This window comes from Blastococcus goldschmidtiae, from assembly GCF_031845325.1.
Taxonomy (GTDB): domain Bacteria; phylum Actinomycetota; class Actinomycetes; order Mycobacteriales; family Geodermatophilaceae; genus Blastococcus; species Blastococcus goldschmidtiae.
Genome location: NZ_JAVREI010000015.1, coordinates 98932 through 119229, shown reverse-complemented (window position 1 = coordinate 119229; position 20298 = coordinate 98932). Strand labels below are relative to the sequence as shown.

General features: G+C 73.5%; 20 protein-coding genes. 9 read left to right on the top strand and 11 right to left on the bottom strand.

What is annotated here, in order from left to right:
- The coding region (locus RM425_RS17825; RefSeq protein ID WP_311346564.1) for an integrase core domain-containing protein at nucleotides 1–132 on the top strand (132 nt) is incomplete at its 5' end.
- Here RM425_RS17825 and RM425_RS17820 read toward each other — a convergent pair.
- From RM425_RS17820 to RM425_RS17810, 3 genes are read right to left on the bottom strand one after another with little or no spacing between them, the layout of a single operon-like run.
- Entirely contained in the window at nucleotides 129–1085 is a 957-nt protein-coding gene (locus RM425_RS17820) for a tetratricopeptide repeat protein (RefSeq protein WP_311346562.1), read from the bottom strand. The genes RM425_RS17825 and RM425_RS17820 overlap by 4 nt on opposite strands.
- A gap of 47 nt (nucleotides 1086–1132) precedes the next feature.
- Complete coding sequence (locus RM425_RS17815) at nucleotides 1133–1693, bottom strand: MarR family winged helix-turn-helix transcriptional regulator (protein WP_311346561.1); 561 nt, start codon at nucleotides 1691–1693, stop codon at nucleotides 1133–1135.
- Between the two features lie 49 nt (nucleotides 1694–1742).
- A complete protein-coding gene (locus RM425_RS17810; protein ID WP_311346560.1) occupies nucleotides 1743–3221 on the bottom strand; it encodes a phytoene desaturase family protein in 1479 nt (492 codons plus the stop codon).
- A 136-nt stretch (nucleotides 3222–3357) separates the two neighbouring features.
- Between RM425_RS17810 and RM425_RS17805 the strand changes: the two genes are divergently transcribed.
- Nucleotides 3358–3849, top strand: a complete 492-nt coding sequence (locus RM425_RS17805; RefSeq protein ID WP_311346559.1) for a hypothetical protein — start codon at nucleotides 3358–3360, stop codon at nucleotides 3847–3849.
- Nucleotides 3846–4742, top strand: coding sequence for an MFS transporter permease (locus RM425_RS17800; RefSeq protein ID WP_311346558.1), 897 nt, complete (start codon nucleotides 3846–3848; stop codon nucleotides 4740–4742). The genes RM425_RS17805 and RM425_RS17800 overlap by 4 nt, the downstream gene beginning before the upstream one ends.
- Here RM425_RS17800 and meaB read toward each other — a convergent pair.
- Both meaB and RM425_RS17790 read right to left on the bottom strand, forming a co-directional pair.
- A complete protein-coding gene (gene meaB / locus RM425_RS17795; protein ID WP_311346557.1) occupies nucleotides 4706–5734 on the bottom strand; it encodes a methylmalonyl Co-A mutase-associated GTPase MeaB in 1029 nt (342 codons plus the stop codon). The genes RM425_RS17800 and meaB overlap by 37 nt on opposite strands.
- Nucleotides 5731–6939, bottom strand: coding sequence for an acetyl-CoA C-acetyltransferase (locus RM425_RS17790; RefSeq protein ID WP_311346556.1), 1209 nt, complete (start codon nucleotides 6937–6939; stop codon nucleotides 5731–5733). Before RM425_RS17790 ends, meaB begins: the two co-directional genes overlap by 4 nt.
- A gap of 202 nt (nucleotides 6940–7141) precedes the next feature.
- Here RM425_RS17790 and mce point away from each other — a divergent pair, with 202 nt between their 5' ends.
- From mce to RM425_RS17770, 4 genes are all read left to right on the top strand, one after another.
- Nucleotides 7142–7603 (top strand): methylmalonyl-CoA epimerase, encoded by a 462-nt coding sequence (gene mce, locus RM425_RS17785; protein WP_396137064.1) that lies wholly within the window; start codon nucleotides 7142–7144, stop codon nucleotides 7601–7603.
- Between the two features lie 125 nt (nucleotides 7604–7728).
- Nucleotides 7729–9060 (top strand): crotonyl-CoA carboxylase/reductase, encoded by a 1332-nt coding sequence (ccrA, locus tag RM425_RS17780; RefSeq protein WP_311346554.1) that lies wholly within the window; start codon nucleotides 7729–7731, stop codon nucleotides 9058–9060.
- A gap of 156 nt (nucleotides 9061–9216) precedes the next feature.
- A complete protein-coding gene (locus RM425_RS17775) occupies nucleotides 9217–10455 on the top strand; it encodes a coiled-coil domain-containing protein (protein WP_311346553.1) in 1239 nt (412 codons plus the stop codon).
- A 110-nt stretch (nucleotides 10456–10565) separates the two neighbouring features.
- A complete protein-coding gene (locus RM425_RS17770) occupies nucleotides 10566–11756 on the top strand; it encodes a class F sortase (RefSeq protein WP_311346552.1) in 1191 nt (396 codons plus the stop codon).
- On the opposite strand, the gene RM425_RS17765 is transcribed toward RM425_RS17770, so the two are convergent.
- The 3 genes from RM425_RS17765 to nucS form a co-directional block, all read right to left on the bottom strand.
- Complete coding sequence (locus RM425_RS17765; protein ID WP_311346551.1) at nucleotides 11753–11959, bottom strand: hypothetical protein; 207 nt, start codon at nucleotides 11957–11959, stop codon at nucleotides 11753–11755. The two genes, RM425_RS17770 and RM425_RS17765, sit on opposite strands and share 4 nt — an antisense overlap.
- Nucleotides 11960–12065: 106 nt before the next feature.
- On the bottom strand, nucleotides 12066–13823 hold the full coding sequence (locus RM425_RS17760) for a 3-hydroxyacyl-CoA dehydrogenase family protein (protein WP_311346550.1): 1758 nt from the start codon (nucleotides 13821–13823) through the stop codon (nucleotides 12066–12068).
- A gap of 140 nt (nucleotides 13824–13963) precedes the next feature.
- Complete coding sequence (gene nucS / locus RM425_RS17755; protein ID WP_311346549.1) at nucleotides 13964–14635, bottom strand: endonuclease NucS; 672 nt, start codon at nucleotides 14633–14635, stop codon at nucleotides 13964–13966.
- Nucleotides 14636–14704: 69 nt separating this feature from the next.
- On the opposite strand from nucS, the gene RM425_RS17750 reads away from it, so the two are divergent.
- Nucleotides 14705–15592, top strand: coding sequence for a hypothetical protein (locus RM425_RS17750; protein WP_311346548.1), 888 nt, complete (start codon nucleotides 14705–14707; stop codon nucleotides 15590–15592).
- 103 nt (nucleotides 15593–15695) lie between these two features.
- On the opposite strand, the gene RM425_RS17745 is transcribed toward RM425_RS17750, so the two are convergent.
- The 3 genes from RM425_RS17745 to RM425_RS17735 form a co-directional block, all read right to left on the bottom strand.
- Complete coding sequence (locus RM425_RS17745; protein ID WP_311346547.1) at nucleotides 15696–17054, bottom strand: dicarboxylate/amino acid:cation symporter; 1359 nt, start codon at nucleotides 17052–17054, stop codon at nucleotides 15696–15698.
- A gap of 151 nt (nucleotides 17055–17205) precedes the next feature.
- Nucleotides 17206–17763, bottom strand: a complete 558-nt coding sequence (locus tag RM425_RS17740) for a DUF1990 family protein (protein ID WP_311346546.1) — start codon at nucleotides 17761–17763, stop codon at nucleotides 17206–17208.
- Entirely contained in the window at nucleotides 17763–19778 is a 2016-nt protein-coding gene (locus RM425_RS17735) for a protein meaA (protein WP_311346545.1), read from the bottom strand. Before RM425_RS17735 ends, RM425_RS17740 begins: the two co-directional genes overlap by 1 nt.
- 150 nt (nucleotides 19779–19928) lie before the next feature.
- Between RM425_RS17735 and RM425_RS17730 the strand changes: the two genes are divergently transcribed.
- Nucleotides 19929–20246 carry a hypothetical protein gene (locus RM425_RS17730; RefSeq protein WP_311346544.1) on the top strand — a complete coding sequence of 106 codons (318 nt, stop codon included), beginning with the start codon at nucleotides 19929–19931 and terminating at the stop codon, nucleotides 20244–20246.
- The last annotated feature ends 52 nt before the right edge of the window (nucleotides 20247–20298 follow it).

The following is a 20298-nucleotide window of genomic DNA, read 5'->3' as shown; positions in this document are numbered from 1 at the left end:
AACTCCGAGTCAGCGCGGCTCGCGGCCCTGCCAGCATGGGTCCACCAGTACAACCACCATCGGCCCCACTCAGCGGTCGGGAAGCTGCCACCCATCACCAGGTTGAACAACCTGGCTGGGCATCACACCTAGAACAGGGCGGTGGTCAGCGCCCGGCGGGCGGGGCCGACGCGCGGATCCTGGTCGCCCACGACGGTGAACAGCTCCACCAGGTGCTTGCGGGCCTGGTCGCGCTCCTCCCCCGCGGTACGGCGGATCACCGCCAGCAGCCGCTCGAAGGCGCCCTCGACGTCGCCGGTGCCGAGCAGGAAGTCCGCGGCCCGGGTCTGCGCCGGAACGTCGTCGGGTGCGGCGTCGGCCGTCGCCAGCGCGTCGGGCCCGGCCTCCTCGGCGCGGCGGAACACCTGCACCTGCCGCAGCGCGATGCCGGCGTCCGGGTGGTTCGGCTCCTCGGCGAGGATCGCCTCGTAGGCCGCTTCCGCGGCGGCGAGGTCACCGCGCTCGAGCGCCGCCTCTGCGGCATCCAGGCGGGCGTCCTCGACCTCCGGCGCGGTCTCCCCGTCCGCCGGGACCTCTCCCCCGGTGGTGGCGCGGACGAGCTCGGCGACGAACTCGCGTGCCTGCTCCTCGGGGATGGCACCGTTGAACTCGGCGATCAGCTGGCCCTGCCACACGGCCTTCACCGCGGGGATGCCCTGCACCCGCAGGCCCTGGGCCAGCGCCGGGTTGGCGTCGACGTCGACCTTGGCCAGCACCCAGGAGCCGCCTCCCTCGGCGGCGAGCCGCTCGAGCACCGGCGAGAGCTGCTTGCAGGGGCCGCACCACTCGGCCCACAGGTCGAGCACGACCGGCACCTGGAAGGAGCGGTCCAGCACCTCGGCCTGGAAGGTGGCCTCGGTGACGTCCACGACCGCGCTCCCCGCCGCACCCGCGGGGACGGCGGCGCTCGGCGGCGGCGCGGCCTGGGCGCGCGCGGCGGCCTCGGACCGCGCCTTGACGGCGGCGAGATCGACGGCCCCGGCCATGGTGGCGGCCATCTGGGCCTGCGCGTGCGGGTCGGGGCGTCCGGGTCGGGTCGGCTGCATGACCTCGATCATCCCACCGCGCGGACGGGCGTGTCCGGTGCGGGTCGTCAGCGTCCGCGCGGCACCCCGGGCCCGTCCTGGCCCGGGCCCGCGCCGACGTCCTCACCCGCCACGTCGCCGGCTCCCAGCCGGACGCGGCGCAGCACGTCGAACAGGGTGTCGAGCTCACCGTTCCGGAGATCGCCCAGGCCGAAGTCCAGCGCCGCCAGGTCGCGGGTGCCGGCCTCGACCACGGTCCGCCCGGCCCCGGTGATCCCGGCGAGCACCCCGCGCCCGTCGGCAGGGTTGGGCCGCCGGTCGACGTAGCCGGCCGCGACGAGCCGGTCGATGGCGTTCGTGACGCTGGTGGGGTGCACCATGAGCCGGCTCCCGATCACCTTCAGCGGCAGCTCCCCGGTGCGGCTGAACGTGAGCAGCACGAGGACCTCGTACCGGGCGAAGGTCAGCCCGTGCGGCTTGAGCACCCCGTCGAAGCGGGCCAGCAGGATCTGCTGCACGCGGAAGACCGAGGTCGCGGCCCGCATCGTCGCGGCGGGACCGAAGCGCTCCTCCCACGTCTCGGCCGCCCGCTCGATCGGGTCGAACGGCAGCCCCAGCGGTCGCACCATGGCCGCGACGCTACCGGCGCCGCTGGCGGCTCCGTCCGGATCGCGCCGTTCAGCCCGGCGCAGGACGCAGCGGCGGCACGTCGCGGACGCCGAAGACGTCGCGGAGCGCGACCCGCGCGGAGAGGTCGCCGCACATGCCGTGGACCGCGGGCCCCGGCGGGGTCGCCGAGGACGCCAGGTACACGCCCTTCACCGGAGTCCGGTAGGTGTTCCAGCGGGGCACCGGCCGGGCCAGCATCTGGCGGAGCGAGGCCTGCCCGTTGGAGATGTCGCCCCCGAGGTAGCTCGGGTTCCACTGCTCCATCTGCACGGCGTTCTTCGTCGCCCGCGCCACGACGGTGTCCTTGAACCCCGGCGCGAAGCGCTCGATCTGGTCCTCGATGGGACCGGTCATGTCGACGTCGGAACCGTGCGGCACGTGCACGTAGGCCCAGAAGATGTGGCCACCCTCCGGTGCCCGCGTCGGGTCGGGCACCGTGGGCTGCACGGCGAGCACGTAGGGCTTGTCGGTGAGCCGGCCCTGGTTGGGGGCGCGCTCCCCGGCCAGCGTCTCCTCGAGGGTGCCCGCGACGTGGACGGTCCCGGCACGGCGGACCTCGGGGTTCGTCCACGGCACGGGCTCGGAGAGGATCCAGTCGATCTTGAAGACGCCGGCGCCGTGCTTGTACCGCCGGACCCAGCGCCGGTAGCCCTCGTTGAGCCGGTCCCCGGCCATCGTCACGAAGTCCTCGGGGGTCGTGTCCAGCAGCACCGCGGGCACGCCCTCGAACTCGCGCAGGTCGGTCACCCGGTGCCCGGTCACGACCTCGCCGCCCTGCTCCTCCAGAGCGGTCACCATCGCGTCGGCCAGCTTCTGCGAGCCACCCTCGATCACCGGCCAGCCCGCGTGGTGGGACAGCATCGCCAGGACCATGCCCAGCGCGGAGGTCAGCGGCCGGCTCAGGTCGAGCATCCCGTGCGCCGCGGCGCCCGCGAGCAGAGCCCGGCCTTCCTCTGTGTCGAAGTACCGGTCGGCCAGCCAGCGCACGTTGGGCAGCCCCGTGAGGGCGAACTTCGTGACCTCGGCGACGCTCTTCGTCGGCAGCGAGCGCAGCCGGCTGGAGAGGAAGAAGTCGATGACGTCCCCGCCGTGCTCGACCAGCGGACCGAACAGCCGGCGGTAGGCCTCCGCGTCGGGCCCCAGGCCGGTGGCCGTCTCCTCCAGCGAGCGGAAGGACAGGGCCGCTCCCCCGCCGTCCAGCGGGTGGGCGAAGTTGATCTCGGGGTGCACGAAGCGGACGCCGCGGCTCTCCACGTCGAACTCGCGGAAGAACGGCGCCGCGACCGCCATGGGCTGCACGGTCGAGCAGACGTCGTGGTGGAAACCGGGGCGGATCAGCTCCTCGGTCCGCATCCCGCCACCGGGGCGGTCGCCGGCGTCCACCACCTGCACGTGCAGCCCCGCCGCGGACAGCCGCAGCGCCGCGGCCAGCCCGTTGGGCCCCGCTCCGACGACGACGGCATCCGGTCGTCCAGCACGCCCACTCACCGGGTGATCCTCACGACGGCGTCCCGGATGCGCAAGTTCCGTGGCTCGTGAGTCGGGCCGTGCGCCTGGGGCGCCACGGCCGCGCTCGCGCGCGCGCCCGTGGCGGCCCGGGCGGGGCCGGCTCTAGCCTCCCCCGGTGCAGTCCTCCCTCGATTCCCCACCGACGGCCGAGCCGGAGGTGCTCCGGCTGACACCGGCCGGGCGCCGCAGCCGCCTCGCGGCCGTCGTCGTCGTCCTGGCGCTGCTGCTCGCGGGCACCGTCTGGGGCGACGACGACGCGTTCCCGTTCGGGCCCTTCCGCATGTACTCGACGCGCAACGACCCGAACACCCCGGTGATCTCCACCCGGGCGGTCGGGGTGACCGCCGCCGGCGAGGAAGTCCGGCTGTCCGGCGGCCAGGTCGGGCTGCGGCGCGCGGAGTTCGAGGGGCAGATCGACCGGCTGCGCGAGCACCCGGAGCTGCTGGGGCTGCTCGCCGACGCGTTCGAGGACGCCAACCCCGACGCCCCGGAGCTCGTGGCCGTGCAGATGGTGCACCGCAAGTTCGAGCTGGCCGACGGGAAGCCGACGGGCGACTACACCGACACCGTCGTCGTCGAGTTCGAGCTGGAGGACGACGCATCATGAGCACTTCCGCGACCCAGACCCCGGACGCCCCGGCGCCGCTGACCAGCCGGTGGTGGTTCATCCCCGTGCCGCTGGCGCGGATCGCGGTGGTCCGCGTGATCGCCTACCTGTTCATCCCGGTCGACGTCTTCCTCACCACCGCCTGGGTCCGCGCGCACGCCGACGTCCCCACCGAGTGGTACGCCCCGCTGCTGATCGGGCGGGTGCTGCACCTGCCGACCCCCACGCACACGCTGATCGTCGTCGTCCAGTGGGCGCTGGTGCTGGCCGCGGTGGCCGCTGCCACCGGCCGGGCGCCGCGACTGCTCGGCACCGCCGTCTTCCTCCTGTACCTGGAGTGGATGGTCATCGCGATGAGCTACGGCAAGGTCGACCACGACCGGATCGCCTTCCTCGTCCTGCTCGCGGTGCTGCCCACGATCGGCTGTGCGCGCTTCCGCGACCGGCGCCGCTCGGAGGCCGCGGGCTGGGCGATGGCGGCGGTCCTGGTGGCCGTGATGCTGACCTACTTCCTCGCCGCCTGGGCCAAGATCCGCTTCGGCGGCTGGGACTGGCCCACCGGCTCCACGCTGACGCGCGCCGTGCTGCGCCGGGGCACGTGGATGTCGGACTGGACGGTCGAGGTGCCGTGGCTGCTGACGGCCGCGCAGTGGGTGATGATCGTCCTGGAACTCGCGGCACCGCTCATGCTCCTGGTGCGCAGCGACCGCGCACGCATCGGCCTGGTGCTCTTCCTCATCGGCTTCCACCTGGTGGTGTTCGCCGGCGTGACGATCATCTTCCTGCCGCACTGCATCGCGATCCTGTCGATCCTCCCGTGGGAGCGACTGACCGCCCGGTTCGCCGACCGATCGCCTCAGAGCCTGGCGACCAGCTCGTCGGCCGCGCCGTAGGGATCGGCCACCCCCGCCACGACCCGCTCGGCCAGCGCGCCGAGGGCCGACGAGCCGCGGAGGTCGCCGATCCGTTCGCGGAGCGCGGCGAGGGCGATCGCCTCGATCTCCCGCGCCGCGCGCTCGGTACGCCGGCGGTGCCCCTCCCCGGAGGACTCCAGCCAGCGTCGGTGCTCCTCGACCTCGCCCAGCACCTCGTCGATGCCGTTGTCGGTGTCGCGGGAGGCCACCGTCCGGCAGATGGGCGGGCGCCAGCCACCGGCCCCGGTGTACCGGCCGCCGAGGGACTGCATGTAGCGCAGGTCGCGCACGGCCTGCTGGGCGCCGTCCCGGTCGGCCTTGTTCACGACGAAGACGTCGGCGACCTCCAGGATGCCGGCCTTGGCCGCCTGGATGCCGTCGCCCATCCCCGGCGCGACCAGCACCAGGGTCGTGTCGGCCAGCGAGGCGATCTCCAACTCGGACTGGCCGACCCCGACGGTCTCGATCAGCACGACGTCGCACCCGGCGGCGTCCAGCACGCGCAGCGCCTGGGGGGTGGCCCAGGAGAGACCGCCCAGGTGCCCGCGCGAGGCCATGGACCGGATGAAGACGCCGCCGTCGCCGGCGTGGTCCTGCATGCGCACCCGGTCACCGAGCAGGGCACCGCCGGAGAACGGTGACGACGGGTCGACGGCGAGCACGCCGACGCGCTTGCCGGCCTGCCGCAGCGCGCGCACCAGCGCCGTCGTCGTCGTGGACTTGCCGACCCCCGGTGAGCCGGTGAGACCCAGCACCTGGGCGCGGCCGGTGTGCGGCGCCAGCGCCGCGGCGACCTCGCGCAGGACGGGGCTGGCGTCCTCGACCAGCGAGATCAGCCGGGCCACCGAGCGGGCGTCGCCCTCGCGGGCCCGCTCGACCAGTGCGGGGACGTCGACAGCACGCCGCCCCCGCCGCCCGGAGGCGGCGGGGGCGGACGTCTGGACCGCGGTCCCCGCAGGGACCTCTGTCACGCCGAGGCGGACGGAGCGTGCAGGATCAGCGCGTCGCCCTGGCCACCGCCGCCGCAGAGAGCGGCGGCACCGACCTTGAGACCCCGGCGGCGGATCTCCAGCGCGACGTCGAGGACGATGCGGGCGCCGCTCATCCCGATCGGGTGCCCCAGGGCGATGGCGCCACCGTTGGGGTTCACCTTCTCGGGGTCGATGCCCAGCTCGCGGGTGGAGACGATGCCGACGGCGGCGAAGGCCTCGTTGAGCTCGACGACGTCGAGGTCCTTGGGGTCGATGCCCTCGCGGGCGCAGGCCTTCTGGATGGCACCGGACGGCTGGCTCTGCAGCGTGGCGTCCGGGCCGGCGACGACGCCGTGCGCGCCGATCTCGGCGATCGGGGTGATGCCCAGCTCGGCGGCCTTGGCGGCGCTCATGACGACCACGGCGCAGGCACCGTCGGAGATCTGCGAGGCGGTGCCGGCGGTGATCGTGCCGTCCTTGGCGAAGGCCGGCTTGAGCTTGCCCAGGCTCGCGGCGGTCGTGTCGGGGCGGATGCCCTCGTCGTCGGTGAACTCGATCGGGTCACCCTTGCGCTGCGGGATGAGGACCGGGGTGATCGACTCGGCGAAGACGCCGTCCTTGTGCGAGCGGGCGGCCTTCTGGTGGCTGGCCGCCGCGAACTCGTCCTGCTCCTCGCGGGTCAGGTCGTAGCGGGAATTGGCCTGCTCGGTCAGCGCACCCATCGCGACCTGGTCGAAGGTGTCGGAGAGGCCGTCGTGCGACATCGAGTCGATGAGCGCGGTGTCGCCGAACTTCGTGCCGGTGCGCGAGTTCGCCAGGAGGTGCGGCGCCTGGGTCATCGACTCCTGGCCGCCGGCGACGACGATGTCGTACTCGCCGGCGCGGATGAGCTGGTCGGCCATCGCGATGGCCGACAGACCCGAGAGGCAGACCTTGTTGATGGTCAGCGCGGGCACCGACATCGGGATGCCGCCGTTGACGGCCGCGGGGCGGGCGGGGTTCTGCCCGGCACCGGCCTGGATGACCTGGCCCATGATCACGTACTCGACCTGGTCGCCGGAGATACCGGCGCGCTCGAGCGCCGCCTTGATCGCGAAGCCCCCGAGGTCGGCGGCCGAGAAGTCCTTGAGCCCGCCGAGGAGCCGGCCCATCGGGGTACGGGCACCGCTGACGATGACCGAGCGGGCTCGGTTGTTCTCGCTCATGGGGGGACCTCCAGTGCCGGGCCGCCGACGCCGGCGACCGAGGAATGACAGAGCAGACCGCGCTGATCGCGCGGCGTCGGGCTCTATACAGGATAGGACCACCGGTCCAGGGGCGTGGCGTGGCCCACGTCCGTCACCCGACCCGGGCATCCCGGCGGCCCCGGAGTGTCGCCTCGCGCGGGAGCGCGGCAGGATGCCCGACGTGACCACCAACGACGCGCCGTCCTCGGGTCTGCCCGCCGGACTGTTCACCACCATCGACCACGTGGGCATCGCCGTGCCCGACCTGGACGAGGCGATCGCCTTCTACGCCCAGGCCTTCGGCGTGCACTCGGTGCACGAGGAGACCAACGAGGAGCAGGGCGTCCGCGAGGCGATGCTCGCCGTCGGCGATGGGGACACCCGCATCCAGCTGCTCGCACCGCTGACCCCGGAGTCGACGATCGCGAAGTTCATCGGCCGCTCGGGCCCGGGCCTGCAGCAGCTGGCCTTCCGGGTGGACGACGTCGAGGCCGTCAGCGCCACCCTGCGCGAGCGCGGCCTGCGGCTGCTCTACGACGTCCCCAAGCGCGGCACCTCCGACAGCCGGGTGAACTTCATCCACCCGAAGGACGCCGGCGGCGTCCTCGTCGAGCTCGTCCAGCCGGCGGCCTCCGCGCACTGAGCCGCCGCCGCTCGGCACCACCCTTTTCCGGCGGCCGGGTTAACGCTCGGTAACCTCCAGCACCGCACTGCCCCGTACCGCCCTCGGAGCCGGCCGTCGACGGCCTTCCACGAACAGGAGTTCGCGTGAACGAGATCAGGGACGCCATCCTCGCCGACCAGCTGGACGCACTGGGCGGCCTCGCCGTGCCGGAGTCCTACCGCGCCGTCGTCGTGCGCAAGGACGAGCAGAACATGTTCGAGGGGGTGGCCACGAAGGACAAGGACCCCCGCAAGTCCCTCCACATCGACGAGGTGCCGACCCCGGAGCTGGGCCCCGGCGAGGCCATCGTCGCGGTCATGGCCTCCTCGGTGAACTACAACACCGTGTGGACGTCGATCTTCGAGCCGGTCTCGACGTTCGGCTTCCTCGAGCGCTACGGCCGGCAGTCGGAGCTCACCAAGCGGCACGACCTGCCCTACCACGTGGTCGGGTCCGACCTCGCCGGCGTCGTCCTGCGGGTGGGCCCCGGCGTCAACAAGTGGAAGGCCGGCGACGAGGTCGTCGCGCACTGCCTCTCGGTCGAGCTCGAGGACCCGGCCGGCCACGACGACACGATGATGGACCCGCAGCAGCGGATCTGGGGCTTCGAGACCAACTTCGGCGGGCTCGCCGAGCTGGCCCTCGTGAAGAGCAACCAGCTCATGCCCAAGCCGGCGCACCTCTCCTGGGAGGAGGCTGCCGCCCCGGGCCTGGTCAACTCCACCGCGTACCGCCAGCTGGTCAGCCGCAACGGCGCCCACATGAAGCAGGGCGACACGGTGCTCATCTGGGGCGCCTCGGGCGGCCTGGGCTCCTACGCCACGCAGATGGCGCTCAACGGCGGCGCGATCCCGGTGTGCGTCGTCAGCAGCCCGGAGAAGGCGGAGATCGTCCGCAAGATGGGCGCCGAGCTGGTCATCGACCGCTCCGCCGAGGGCTACAAGTTCTGGAAGGACGAGCACAACCAGGACCCCAAGGAGTGGCAGCGCTTCGGCAAGAAGATCCGTGAGCTGACCGGTGGCGAGGACGTGGACATCGTCTTCGAGCACCCCGGCCGCGAGACCTTCGGTGCCAGCGTCTACGTCGCCAAGAAGGGCGGGACGATCGTCACCTGCGCCTCCACCAGCGGCTACATGCACCAGTACGACAATCGCTACCTGTGGATGAACCTGAAGAACATCCTCAGCTCGCACTTCGCCAACTACAAGGAGGCGTGGGAGGCCAACCGGCTGATCGACAAGGGCTTCGTCCACCCGACCCTGTCGAAGGTGTACCCGATGGAGGAGGTCGGCCAGGCCGCCCTCGACGTCCACCGCAACGCCCACCAGGGCAAGGTCGGCGTCCTCACCCTCGCCCCCGAGGAGGGCCTCGGCGTCAAGGACGCCGAGAAGCGCGCGAAGCACGTCGAGGCGATCAACCGCTTCCGCGGCGTCTGAGCGGACGACGGAGCCCGAGGGCCCGGTTCCCCTGCGGGGGCCGGGCCCTCGGCACGTCCGAGGGGCCTGCCGTTGCCCCCGGGGCGTCCGGGACTCCTGGGATATGACGGGCCGGACACGGTGACTGACCCATACCCCGTCTGCGAGGATGGGGCCATGAGCGACCCCCGCCACGAACTGCCGATGCACGAGGCCCAGCACTCGTTCGACGTGGTGCTGCGGGGGTACGACCGCAGCCAGGTCGCCGACACGATCGAGCGCCTGGAGGCGGACTTCCGCATCGCGCTGGCCGACCGCGACGCCGCCGTCGCCCGCACCGCCGACCTGGCCGGGCAGCTCTCCGCGATGCACGGCGAGATCGAGTCGCTGCGCCGCAAGGCGGCCACCGCCTCCGCCCCCACCTTCGAGAACATCAGCGAGCGCATCCAGCACATGCTGCAGCTCGCCGAGGAGGAGGCGGGCGAGATCCGCCGGGCCGCCGAGCTCGACGCCCAGGCGGTCCGCGAGCAGACCGACGCCGAGGAGCGCGCGCTGCTCGAGCGCCACGCGGCCGGGCAGGCCGAGGTCGAGCGGATGATCGCCGAGGCGCGCCAGGCCGCCGAGCAGATCATGCAGAAGGCCCAGCTGCGCGCCGACGAGCTGGTCGCCAAGGCCCAGGAGCGGGTGGCCCGCCTCGACGCCGAGTCGCAGGCCCGGCGCGCCAAGGTCGAGGAGGACTTCGACATCGCCCAGCGCGCCCGCCGAGCCGAGGCGGCGCGTGCCGAGGAGGAGCGCGAGCGCATCTCCACGCAGGCCGCACGGCAGCGGGTCGCCGCCGCCGAGCAGCACGCCGCCCAGCTGGTCGCCGACGCCGAGGCCAGGGCCGAGGCCATCCGCGGTGTCCGCGACGAGCTCACCAGCCGGCTGGTCCAGGCCCGCCGCCTGCTGGACAACCTCCCCGACCTCGGCGACCGCGCCGAGCAGCCGGCGCCCCGCGCGACGGAGCGGCCCGAGCAGGCCCGTCCGGAGCAGCCCCGTACGGAGCAGCCCCGTACGGAGCCGGCCCCCCGTCCGGAGCCCGCGCGCACCGGGACCGAGCGGCCCGAGGCGATCCGCACCGCCGCCGAGCAGCGCCCCCAGCCCACGCCCCGGGTCACCCAGCCGGCTCCCCAGCCCGCTCCCGCCGCGGAGCAGTCCACCGAGCCGGCCCAGCCTGCACCCGCTGCCTCGCCGGTGTCGCGCGGCGACGGCGAGTCCGCAGCCGTCCGGCAGCCCACCAGGGCCGAGACGCCCAACACCCGTCAGCTGCCGCTGCCGCCCCGCCCGAGCCAGACCCCCGCGGGTGCGACCACGGCTCCGGCCGGCGGTCCGTCCACCCAGTCGATCGACCAGCCCGTCAGGCAGGGGCGTTCCTGAAGAAGGACCCCACTGCCCCCCGCCACTCGCCCGCTCGCGTCGGGCCCCTGCAGCGGGGCCTGAGGGCGTCGGCGGTCGCTCTCGTCGCCCTGCTGTGCTGGCTGGTCTCGATGGGGCCGGCGCAGGCGGACGGTGAGACGGGTCTGCTCCGGATCGCGCACCTGTCCCCCGACACACCGGCCGTCGACGTCGCCCTGACGCCCGCCCCGGCCGGCGGGCCTGCCGTGGACCCGGGACCCGACGTGGCCGGCGCACTCGGCTACGGCGAGGTGGGCGGCTACCGCGCTCTCCCCGCAGGGAGCTACGCGGTGAGCGTCCGACCGGCGGGCACGTTCCCGGGCAGACCACCGGCACTCTCCGCCGTCGTGGACGTGCCCGCCGGCGGGGCCCGCACGCTCGCGCTCTCCGGCACCTTCGCCGAGCTGGCGCTGACGCCCCTCCCCGACGACCTCACCGCGCCGGCCGACGGCACCGCCCGGGTCCGGGTCCTCGCGGCGGCCGCCACGGCGCCCACCCTCGACGTGCTCGTCGACAACGGTCCGGCGCTGGCCGCGGGGCTCCCCTTCGCCGCCGAGTCCGGCTACACCGCCGTCCCGGCCGGCCCTGCGACGGTGCGGCTGACCAGCGGTGCGGACGGCACGGCCGTGCCGGTGGACCTCGCCGCGGGCACCGTCGTGAGCCTGCTGGTCCTGGACGCCCCCGGCGGCGGGCTGACCGTCCGGACGCTCGTGGACGCCGTCGCACCGGCCGTGCGGCCGGTGGGCGGGGTGGAGGCCGGCGGATCGACGACCCGGGCCGCCCGGTTCCCCCGGCTGTCCGCCGCTGTCGCCGCGGCCGCGCACGACCGGGCGGCCGGCGACGGCCTGCCGGTGCGGGTGCGGGTGCCCGCAGCCGGCGTGGACGCCGCGGTGACCGGCTCCGGCCTGGAGACCACCGGTGCCCTCACCGTGCCGGCCGACCCCGCGGTGGCCGGCTGGTACGCCGCGGGTCCGGCCCCGGGCCGCCCGGGGCCCGCCGTGCTCGCCGGGCACGTGGACTGGACCGGCCGCCCCGCGGTGTTCGCCGGGCTCGACCGGTTGGTTCCCGGGGACGAGATCGCGGTCGACCGGGCCGACGGCACCAGCGTGCGGTTCGCCGTCGACCGGGTGGTCCGGTCGCCCAAGGACGCCTTCCCGACCGACGCCGTCTACGGGCCGGTGTCCGGCGCGGAGCTCCGGCTGATCACCTGCGGCGGGGTCTTCGACCCCGCCGCAGGAAGCTATCGGGACAACTTGGTGGTGTTCGCCCGGCTGGTCGGCTAACGGCGCCGGTCGCGGGCCCGCCAGCAGGTGGTGTGCCAGTGCCGCCGCCGGTCGGCCGCCGAGTCCGTGTCCCAGGGCTCGAGGTCGGAGTCCCTCGCGTAGGCGGGCCAGGTCACCACGTGCGGCGTGCCGGGCCTGATCTCCTGGTCGCAGCCGGGGCAGCGGTAGGTCTTGCCGGTGCTGGAGCCCGTGACGGCACGCACCACCCAGTCCCCGTCCCCCGCCTCCTCGACGGGATCGGCGCGCCGGACCGGGTCGCGTCCCGCAGGACGTGACCCGGTCCGGACGCGCCGGCGTGGCACCGAGAGGTCAGCGCTTGGCGTAGTCGTGGAAGCCGCGGCCCGTCTTGCGGCCCAGGTACCCGGCGGTGACCAGCTGCTCGAGCAGCGGCGCCGGCGCGAGCGCCGGGTCCCGGAACTCGGTGTGCAGCTCCTGCTCGATGGCCAGCGAGACGTCGTTGCCGACCACGTCCAGCAGCTCGAACGGCCCCATCGGGTAGCCCAGCCCCGCCTTGACGGCCGTGTCGATGTCGGTCATCGAGGCGTAGTGCGCCGCCAGCATCGACACCGCGTCGTTGAGGTACGGGAAGAGCAGCGCGTTGACGATGAAGCCCGCACGGTCGGTGCAGGACACCGCGTGCTTCTTCAGCTTCCCCGAGACGGCGTGCACCGTGGCGGCCACGTCCGGCGCGGTGGAGACGGTGGAGACCACCTCGACCAGCTTCATGACCTGCGCGGGGTTGAAGAAGTGCATGCCCACGACGTCGGCCGGGCGGCCGCTGGCCTGCGCGCACTTGATGACCGGCAGGCTGGAGGTCGTCGTCGCGAGCACCGCACCGGGCTTCGCGATCCGGCCCAGGTCGGCGAAGAGCGCCTCCTTGACCGGCAGTGACTCGATGACGGCCTCGATCACCAGGTCGACGTCGGACAGCGCCTCCACGGAGCTGGCGCCGGAGACGCGGCCGAGGATGTCCGCCTTCGCGGACTCCTCGAGGCGGCCGCGCTGCACCTGCTTGTCCAGCGACTTGGTCAGCGCGGCGGTGACGCCGGCGACCTTCTCGTCCGAGCGGGCGATGAAGGTGACGTCGTAGCCGCCCTTGGCGACCACCTCGATGATGCCGGTGGCCATCGTGCCCGAACCGACGACGCCCACCGACTGCACCGGACGGGCGCCCTCGGCGGCACCTCCGGGGGTCGGGGTGGCGGCGTCGGCGACGACCTCGGCCGAGCCGGCCGCGGCGTAGGTGTAGAAGCCGCGGCCGCTCTTCTGGCCGAGCAGCCCGGCGGTCAGCATCTGCTTGAGGATCGGGCTCGGCGCGTGCAGCCGGTTGCCGGTCTCGGCGTGCAGGGCGTCGAGCACGTCGTAGGTGGTGTCGACGCCGATGGCGTCGACGACGGCCAGCGGGCCGACGGGCAGACCGCAGCCGAGCCGCATGGCGGCGTCGATGTCCTCGCGGCTGGCGTAGTGGTTCTCGAACATCGAGACCGCGTGGTTGAGGTAGGCGTACAGCAGGGCGTCGGTGATGAACCCGGGCTCGTCGCCCACGGTCACCGCCACCTTGCCCACGCGCTCGACCAGGGCCACCGCGTCGTCGACCACCGAGGCGTCGGTGACGGCGGTGCGGACGACCTGCACCAGCGTCGCCGTCGGCACGGCGTTGGCGAAGTGCAGGCCGAGGACCTTGCTCGGCCGCCCGGTGCCCACCGCGAGCTCGGTGACCGAGAGGCTCGAGGTGTTGGTCGCGAGCACGGTGTCCGGCCCGCAGACGCCGTCGAGCTGGGCGAAGATCTCCGCCTTGAGCGCCAGGCGCTCGGGAACGGCCTCGATGACCAGCTCCGCGGAGGACAGGTCCTCCAGCGAGGTGCTGTACCGGATCCGGCCGAGTGCGGCGTCGTCCGGCTCGCCCCCGGCGACCGAGCGCTCGATCGCGGCGCGGCCGCGTGCGGCCGCCTCGTCGTCGACCTCGACGGCGGTGACCGACAGGCCCGCCCGTGCCAGTACCTCCGCGATGGCGGCACCCGCGGTGCCCAGCCCCACGATGCCGACCTCGTTCAATTCCCTGGCCACGCTGCCATCCCTCCACCGTCGGTGATCGTGGGCAGTCTCTCACCCGCCCCTCCAGCACCGCGCCAGGGTCACCCGGTCAGGCCCCTGCGCAGGGGCCCGCCGCGAGCTCGCGAGTGGTGGGGGGCGCAGGGGTCCTTCTGTCAGAAGAGGCGCTGGGAGGGATCGTCGGTGCCCTTGAGGACGGCGTAGTCGACGGTCACGCAGTCGATGCCGCGGTCCTGGGCGAGCACCTTCGCCTGCGGCTTGATCTCCTGCGCGGCGAACACCCCCTTGACCGGCGCCAGGAGCGGGTCGCGGTTCAACAGCTCCAAGTATCTCGACAGCTGCTCTACTCCGTCGATCTCACCGCGCCGCTTGATCTCCACGGCGACGGTCGTCCCGGCCGCGTCACGGCAGAGCAGGTCGACCGGGCCGATGGCGGTCGGGTACTCGCGGCGCACCAGGGACCACCCGGCGCCGAAGGTCTCCACGTGCAGGGCCAGCAGCCGCTGCAGCTCGGCCTCGACGCCGTCCTTCTGCAGGCCGGGGTCCACACCGAGCTCGTGGGCGTGGTCGTGCTCGACGGCCTCGATGGTGATGACCAGCTGCTCGCCGGCCTTGTTCGTGACCGTCCAGGTGCCCGACCCGTCGGTCAGCTCGTCCTTGAGCGCGCAGGGCGGGGTCATCCAGTTCAGCGGCTTGTAGGCGCGGTCGTCGGCGTGGATGGACACCGAGCCGTCGGCCTTGACCAGCAGCAGACGGGTCGCCATCGGCAGGTGGGCGGTGAGCCGTCCGATGTAGTCCACGGAGCAGCGGGCGATGACCAGACGCACGGGCGCCGACGGTACCCGCCGGCCGCGAACCGCCCCGGGCGCCCCGTCGGGCTGGCAGCATCGGGGGGCATGAGTTCCGTCCGCGGTGTCGCCGTCCTGCTCGCCCTCCTGACGCTGGCCGCCTGCGCGGACCCGCCCTCGACCGGGAGCCGGCCGTCCTCCCCCGCTCCCTCGCCCCGCGTCGAGCTCCCGGCCGGACCCGATGCCCTGGTGCTGCGCGTGCAGCACGTCGGCGGGTTCACGACGCCGGACATGCTGGCCGCCCGGCTGCCGGTGGTCAGCGTGTACGCCGACGGTCGGGTGATCACCGATGGTCCGGTCCCCGCGATCTATCCGGGGCCGGCCCTGCCCAACCTGCAGGTCACCCGCCTCGACCCCGCCGAGGTGCGGACGCTGGCCGAGCAGGCGCTCGAGGCCGGGATCCGGGAGACGGCCGATCTCGGGACGCCGCCGGTGGCGGACGCCACGACGACCCGGTTCACGCTCGTCACCGCGGACGGGCGCTACGTGCGTGAGGCCTACGCGCTCCGGGAGTCCCTCCCCCGCGACCTGGGCCCGGCGCCGGACGCGGGGCTCACCGAGGAGCAGGCCGCCGCCCGCGCGGAGCTGGCCGCGTTCCTCGACGAGCTGACCGTTCCGTCCACGGGGACGGCGCCCGTGGAGCCGTACCGGCCCGACGCCCTGGCCGTGGTGGTCAGCCCCTGGATCGACCCCGGGGACGGCCTGGAGCACCCCGCCCAGCCCTGGCCCGGACCGCCCCTCCCGGGAGAGCCGCTGGGCGCGCTGCCGGAGCAGACCTGCCTGACGGTGGGCGGGGACCAGCTGGCACCGGTCCTCGACGCCGCCCGCCAGGCCACCTCCGCCACGCCCTGGCTCGGCGCGGACGGCGCCCGCTGGTCGCTCACCTTCCGGCCGCTGCTGCCCGACGAGTCCGGCTGCGCCGACCTGGTCGGCTGAGACGCCGACGGGCCCGGTCCTCGGGAGGAACCGGGCCCGTCTCGCGGCCCCGTCCAGAGGCCCGCCCTGAGCGTGCGAAGGGTGGGGAGGACGGGGTCCTTGCTCAGACCGTGGCGGGCCGCCGCAGGTCGGCGTCCACACCACCGTGCTCGTCGGCCGCCGCCAGCGGGTCCACCGTCGAGGTCGCGTTGTAGCGCTCGAGGTCGAGGATGCCTTCGCGCTTGGCCACGATGGTCGGCACCAGCGCCTGACCGGCGACGTTCACCGCGGTGCGCCCCATGTCGAGGATGGGATCGATCGCCAGCAGCAGCCCGACGCCGGCCAGCGGCAGGCCGAGGGTCGACAGCGTGAGCGTCAGCATGACCACCGCGCCGGTGACACCGGCCGTGGCCGCCGAACCGATGACCGACACCAGCGCGATGAGCAGGTAGTCGGTGATCGCGAGGTCGATCCCGAAGAACTGCGCCACGAAGATCGCCGACAGCGCCGGGTAGATCGCGGCGCAACCGTCCATCTTGGTCGTCGCGCCCAGCGGCACGGCGAACGACGCGTAGGACCGCGGGACGCCGAGGTTCTGCTCGGTCACGCGCTCGGTGACCGGCAGGGTGCCGATCGACGAGCGGGAGACGAAGGCCAGCTGGATGGCCGGCCAGGCACCGGCGAACCACCGCAGCGGCGACAGTCCGTGGGCACGGAGCAGCACCGGGTAGACGACGAAGAGCACGAGGGCCAGCCCGGCGTAGACGGCGCCGGCGAAGACGCCGAGCGACCCCAGCGAGCTCCAGCCGTAGCTGGCGACGGCGTTGCCGATGAGGCCGACGGTGCCGATCGGGGCCAGCAGGATGACCCACCACAGCACCTTCTGGACGACCGCGAGGGCCGAGCGGGTGAGGTTCAGGAACGGCTCCGCGGCGGAGCCCACCTTGAGGATCGCGATGCCGATCGCGACCGAGATGACGATCAGCTGCAGCACGTTGAACGACAGGCCGATCGACCCGTCGCTGCCGGCCGACGCCTGCAGGCCCAGGATGTTGCCGGGCACCAGGCCGGTCAGGAAGTCCCACCACCCGCCGGTCGTGGCCGGGTCGGTGGCGGTCGCGGCGTCGACCGAGCTGTTGCGGCCGGGCTCGGTGAGCAGTCCCAGACCGATGCCGATGGCGACGGCGATGAGCGCGGTGAGGGCGAACCAGAGGAGGGTCTGGCCGGCCAGCCTCGCTGCGTTGGAGACCTGCTGGAGGTTGGCGATGGAGACGATGACCGCGGTGACGATCAGCGGCGGGACCAGCGCCTTGAGCAGCGTGACGAAGCTGCCGCCGATGGTCTGGAGGGTGCTGGTGAGCCAGTTCGGCGAGCCGTCGGCGACGGGGCCGATCTCGCGGGCGACCAGCCCGAGGGCGATGCCCAGCACGAGGGCGAGGAGCACCTGCGCCGCGAAGGGCACACGGCGGAGACGAGCGAGCACGGGAGGGAGACCTGTCTACGGGAGGAAGGGGACGACGGGAGCGGTGGGCGTCAACAGCTCGCGGTCGTCGTCCGGCCGTAGTCCAGCGCACGTCGGCGCGTGAGGCCCCACAGGTTCTGCACGGATCAGGTCAAGGCGCGACGGCGGGCCCTCATGCCGCACTGTGCGAGGGATCACCCGGCGGGCGCAGCAGAGCCCGCTCGTACCGCCGTCGGTACAGACGCTGGGCGACGAGCAGGGCGGGGAACACCGGGCGCCAGGGGCCGTGGCCCGCCCGGGTGAGCGAGCGCAGCGTCAGCGCGATCGCCCCGGAGCCGTCCCGGGTCAGCACGAACGCCTCCTCACCGGAGACCGGATGGCCGGTCAGCGTCCCGTAGGCGAACCCGCAGCGCCGGTCCTGCTCGACGACCGCCACCACCCGGACCGGTTCACGAACCGTCAGCGGGCCGAGACGCGCATGCAGCAGGAAGGTCCGCCCCTCGGCCACGCGCAGGCCGGCGCCATCGACGGGCTCGACGTCGAAACCGCTGCGGACCTTCACGCCCCAGCCGAGCACGGCCTCGCGGAGCTTCTCCCAGCGCGCGTCACCCGAGCCGACCGGGACCGTGCGCTCGTGGGCGCGGAAGCCGGCGGGCGGCGCCCACGTCTCCTCGCCGGGCGCGGGGGCGCCGGGCGAGGAGTACGTGAGCGGCCGCGCCGCGACGTCCATCAGGCCGGTTCGGGAACCAGCGTGTCCAGGCCGTTGGCCTCGCGGATCACGTCGACCACCGATCCCATGATCTCGGTCAGGCCGAAGTCCTTGGGAGTGAAGACGCGGGCGACGCCCTGCTCCCGCAGCCGCCGTGCGTCGCTGTCGGGGATGATCCCGCCGACGACCACGGGCACGTCGTCCAGCCCGGCCTCCTTGAGGCCCCGCAGCACCGCCGGCACCACCTGCAGGTGCGAGCCGGAGAGCACCGACAGACCGACGACGTGCACGTCCTCCTCGACCGCGGCCGAGACGATCTGCGCCGGGGTGAGCCGGATGCCCTGGTAGATGACCTCGAAGCCGGCGTCCCGGGCGCGGACGGCGATCTGCTCGGCGCCGTTGGAGTGGCCGTCCAGGCCGGGCTTGCCGACCAGGAAGCGCAGCCGGCCGCCGAGCTCCTCGCCGGTAGCCCGCACCCGCTCGCGCACGTCGGTGAGCGTCTCGTCGGCCTCCCCGCCGCTGCTCGCCGCCGCGACGCCCGTGGGCGCCCGGTACTCGCCGAACACCTCGCGCAGCACCCCGGCCCACTCCCCCGTCGTCACGCCGGCGCGGGCGCAGTCGAGGGTGGCGGCCATCAGGTTGACGTCGGTGCCGGCGGCCTCGCGCAGGGCCGCCAGCGCCCGGTCGGCCGCGGCCTGGTCGCGCTCGGCGCGCCACTTCCGCACGGCTTCCTGCGCGGAGGCCTCCACGGCCTGGTCGACGACCATGATGGCGGCGTCGAGGTCGGCGGTGAGCGGGTTGGGCTCGGTGGTCTCGAACTTGTTGACGCCGACGACGACGTCCGCACCGCTCTCGATCCGCCGGCGGCGCTCGGCCAGCGAGCCGACCATCGCGCTCTTCATGTAGCCGGACTCGACGGCGGCGACGGCGCCGCCCATCTCCTCGACGCGGGCCATCTCGGCCTTGGCGCCCTCGACGAGGTCGGCCACCTTCTGCTCCACGACGACCGAGCCGGTGAAGAGGTCCTCGTACTCGAGCAGGTCGGTCTCGTAGGCGAGCACCTGCTGCAGCCGCAGCGACCACTGCTGGTCCCAGGGCCGGGGCAGGCCCAGCGCCTCGTTCCAGGCCGGCAGCTGCACCGCACGTGCTCGGGAGTCGCGGGACAGCGTGACCGCCAGCATCTCCAGCACGATGCGCTGGACGTTGTTCTCCGGCTGCGCCTCGGTCAGGCCGAGGGAGTTGACCTGCACGCCGTAGCGGAAGCGGCGCTGCTTGGGGTCCTCGACGCCGTAGCGCTCCTTCGTCAGCTCGTCCCAGAGCTGGGTGAAGGCGCGCATCTTGCACATCTCCTCGACGAAGCGGACGCCCGCGTTGACGAAGAAGGAGATGCGGGCGACGACCTCGCCGAACTTCTCCTGCGGCACCTGCCCGGAGTCGCGCACCGAGTCCAGGACGGCGATGGCGGTGCTGATCGCGTAGGCGATCTCCTGCTCCGGCGTCGCCCCGGCCTCCTGCAGGTGGTAGCTGCAGATGTTGATCGGATTCCACTTCGGCATGGTCGTGACCGTGTAGGCGACCATGTCGGTGATCAGCCGCATCGAGGGAGCCGGCGGGAAGACGTAGGTCCCCCGCGACAGGTACTCCTTGATGATGTCGTTCTGCGTGGTCCCCGCCAGCTTGCTGACGTCGTGCCCGTGCTCCTCGGCGACCGCCTGGTAGAGCGCGAGCAGCCACATCGCGGTGGCGTTGATCGTCATCGACGTGTTCATCTCGTCGAGCGGGATGCCGTCGAAGAGGGCGCGCATGTCGCCGATGTGGGTGACCGGGACGCCCACCTTGCCGACCTCGCCGACGGCCAGCTCGTCGTCGGGGTCGTACCCGGTCTGGGTCGGCAGGTCGAAGGCCACCGAGAGGCCGGTCTGCCCCTTGGCCAGGTTGCGCCGGTACAGGGCGTTGGACTCGGCCGGCGAGGAGTGACCGGCGTAGGTGCGCATGACCCAGGGACGGTCACGCTCCGGCGATGACGGGAACGGCATACCGGCGGAGTGTAGGGCGGTCCGGAGGCCGGAGCAGCCCCACCCGGGCGACGATGACCGGTGGCACACTCGTTCGGCGTAAGGACCCCCTCCTCCTCACCCCTTGCACGCTCGGGGCGAGCCTCGGGACGGGGCCGGAAAGGGACCGTCGTGACCAGAGGGATCGGGGCCCTGGGGCCGATGCTGGTGATCGTCCTCGTCCTGGCCGGTCTGGCGCTGGTCATGCGGTGGGCCTTCGGGTCGGGCTACGGCCGGACGACCCGCCCCGCCGTCCCGGCGGAGGAAGGGCTGCTCGTGCTCGTGGCCACGGTCTCGGCACCGGCCACCGCCCGCGCGCTGCGAGCGGTTCTCTCCGATGCCGGCATCCGCTCCACCCAGCGCTCGCCCGCGCCGCACCGCACCGACGTGCTGGTCTTCCCGGACGACGCGGCCCGCGCCCGCAGCCTGGCGGCCTCCTTCAGCCCGTGAGGCCCCGTCGCAGGGACCCGCCGCGAGCCTGCGAGCGGTGGGGGGCGAGGGG

What these genes read in the sequence shown, in the direction of transcription:
- RM425_RS17820 (WP_311346562.1), bottom strand. Translation starts at nt 1,085, where the DNA reads ATGCAGCCGACCCGACCCGGACGCCCCGACCCGCACGCGCAGGCCCAG.
- RM425_RS17735 (WP_311346545.1), bottom strand. Translation starts at nt 19,778, where the DNA reads ATGCCGTTCCCGTCATCGCCGGAGCGTGACCGTCCCTGGGTCATGCGC.
- RM425_RS17800 (WP_311346558.1), top strand. Translation starts at nt 3,846, where the DNA reads ATGAGCACTTCCGCGACCCAGACCCCGGACGCCCCGGCGCCGCTGACC.
- RM425_RS17815 (WP_311346561.1), bottom strand. Translation starts at nt 1,693, where the DNA reads ATGGTGCGACCGCTGGGGCTGCCGTTCGACCCGATCGAGCGGGCGGCC.
- RM425_RS17750 (WP_311346548.1), top strand. Translation starts at nt 14,705, where the DNA reads ATGAGTTCCGTCCGCGGTGTCGCCGTCCTGCTCGCCCTCCTGACGCTG.
- RM425_RS17790 (WP_311346556.1), bottom strand. Translation starts at nt 6,939, where the DNA reads ATGAGCGAGAACAACCGAGCCCGCTCGGTCATCGTCAGCGGTGCCCGT.
- RM425_RS17740 (WP_311346546.1), bottom strand. Translation starts at nt 17,763, where the DNA reads ATGGACGTCGCGGCGCGGCCGCTCACGTACTCCTCGCCCGGCGCCCCC.
- RM425_RS17775 (WP_311346553.1), top strand. Translation starts at nt 9,217, where the DNA reads ATGAGCGACCCCCGCCACGAACTGCCGATGCACGAGGCCCAGCACTCG.
- RM425_RS17770 (WP_311346552.1), top strand. Translation starts at nt 10,566, where the DNA reads ATGGGGCCGGCGCAGGCGGACGGTGAGACGGGTCTGCTCCGGATCGCG.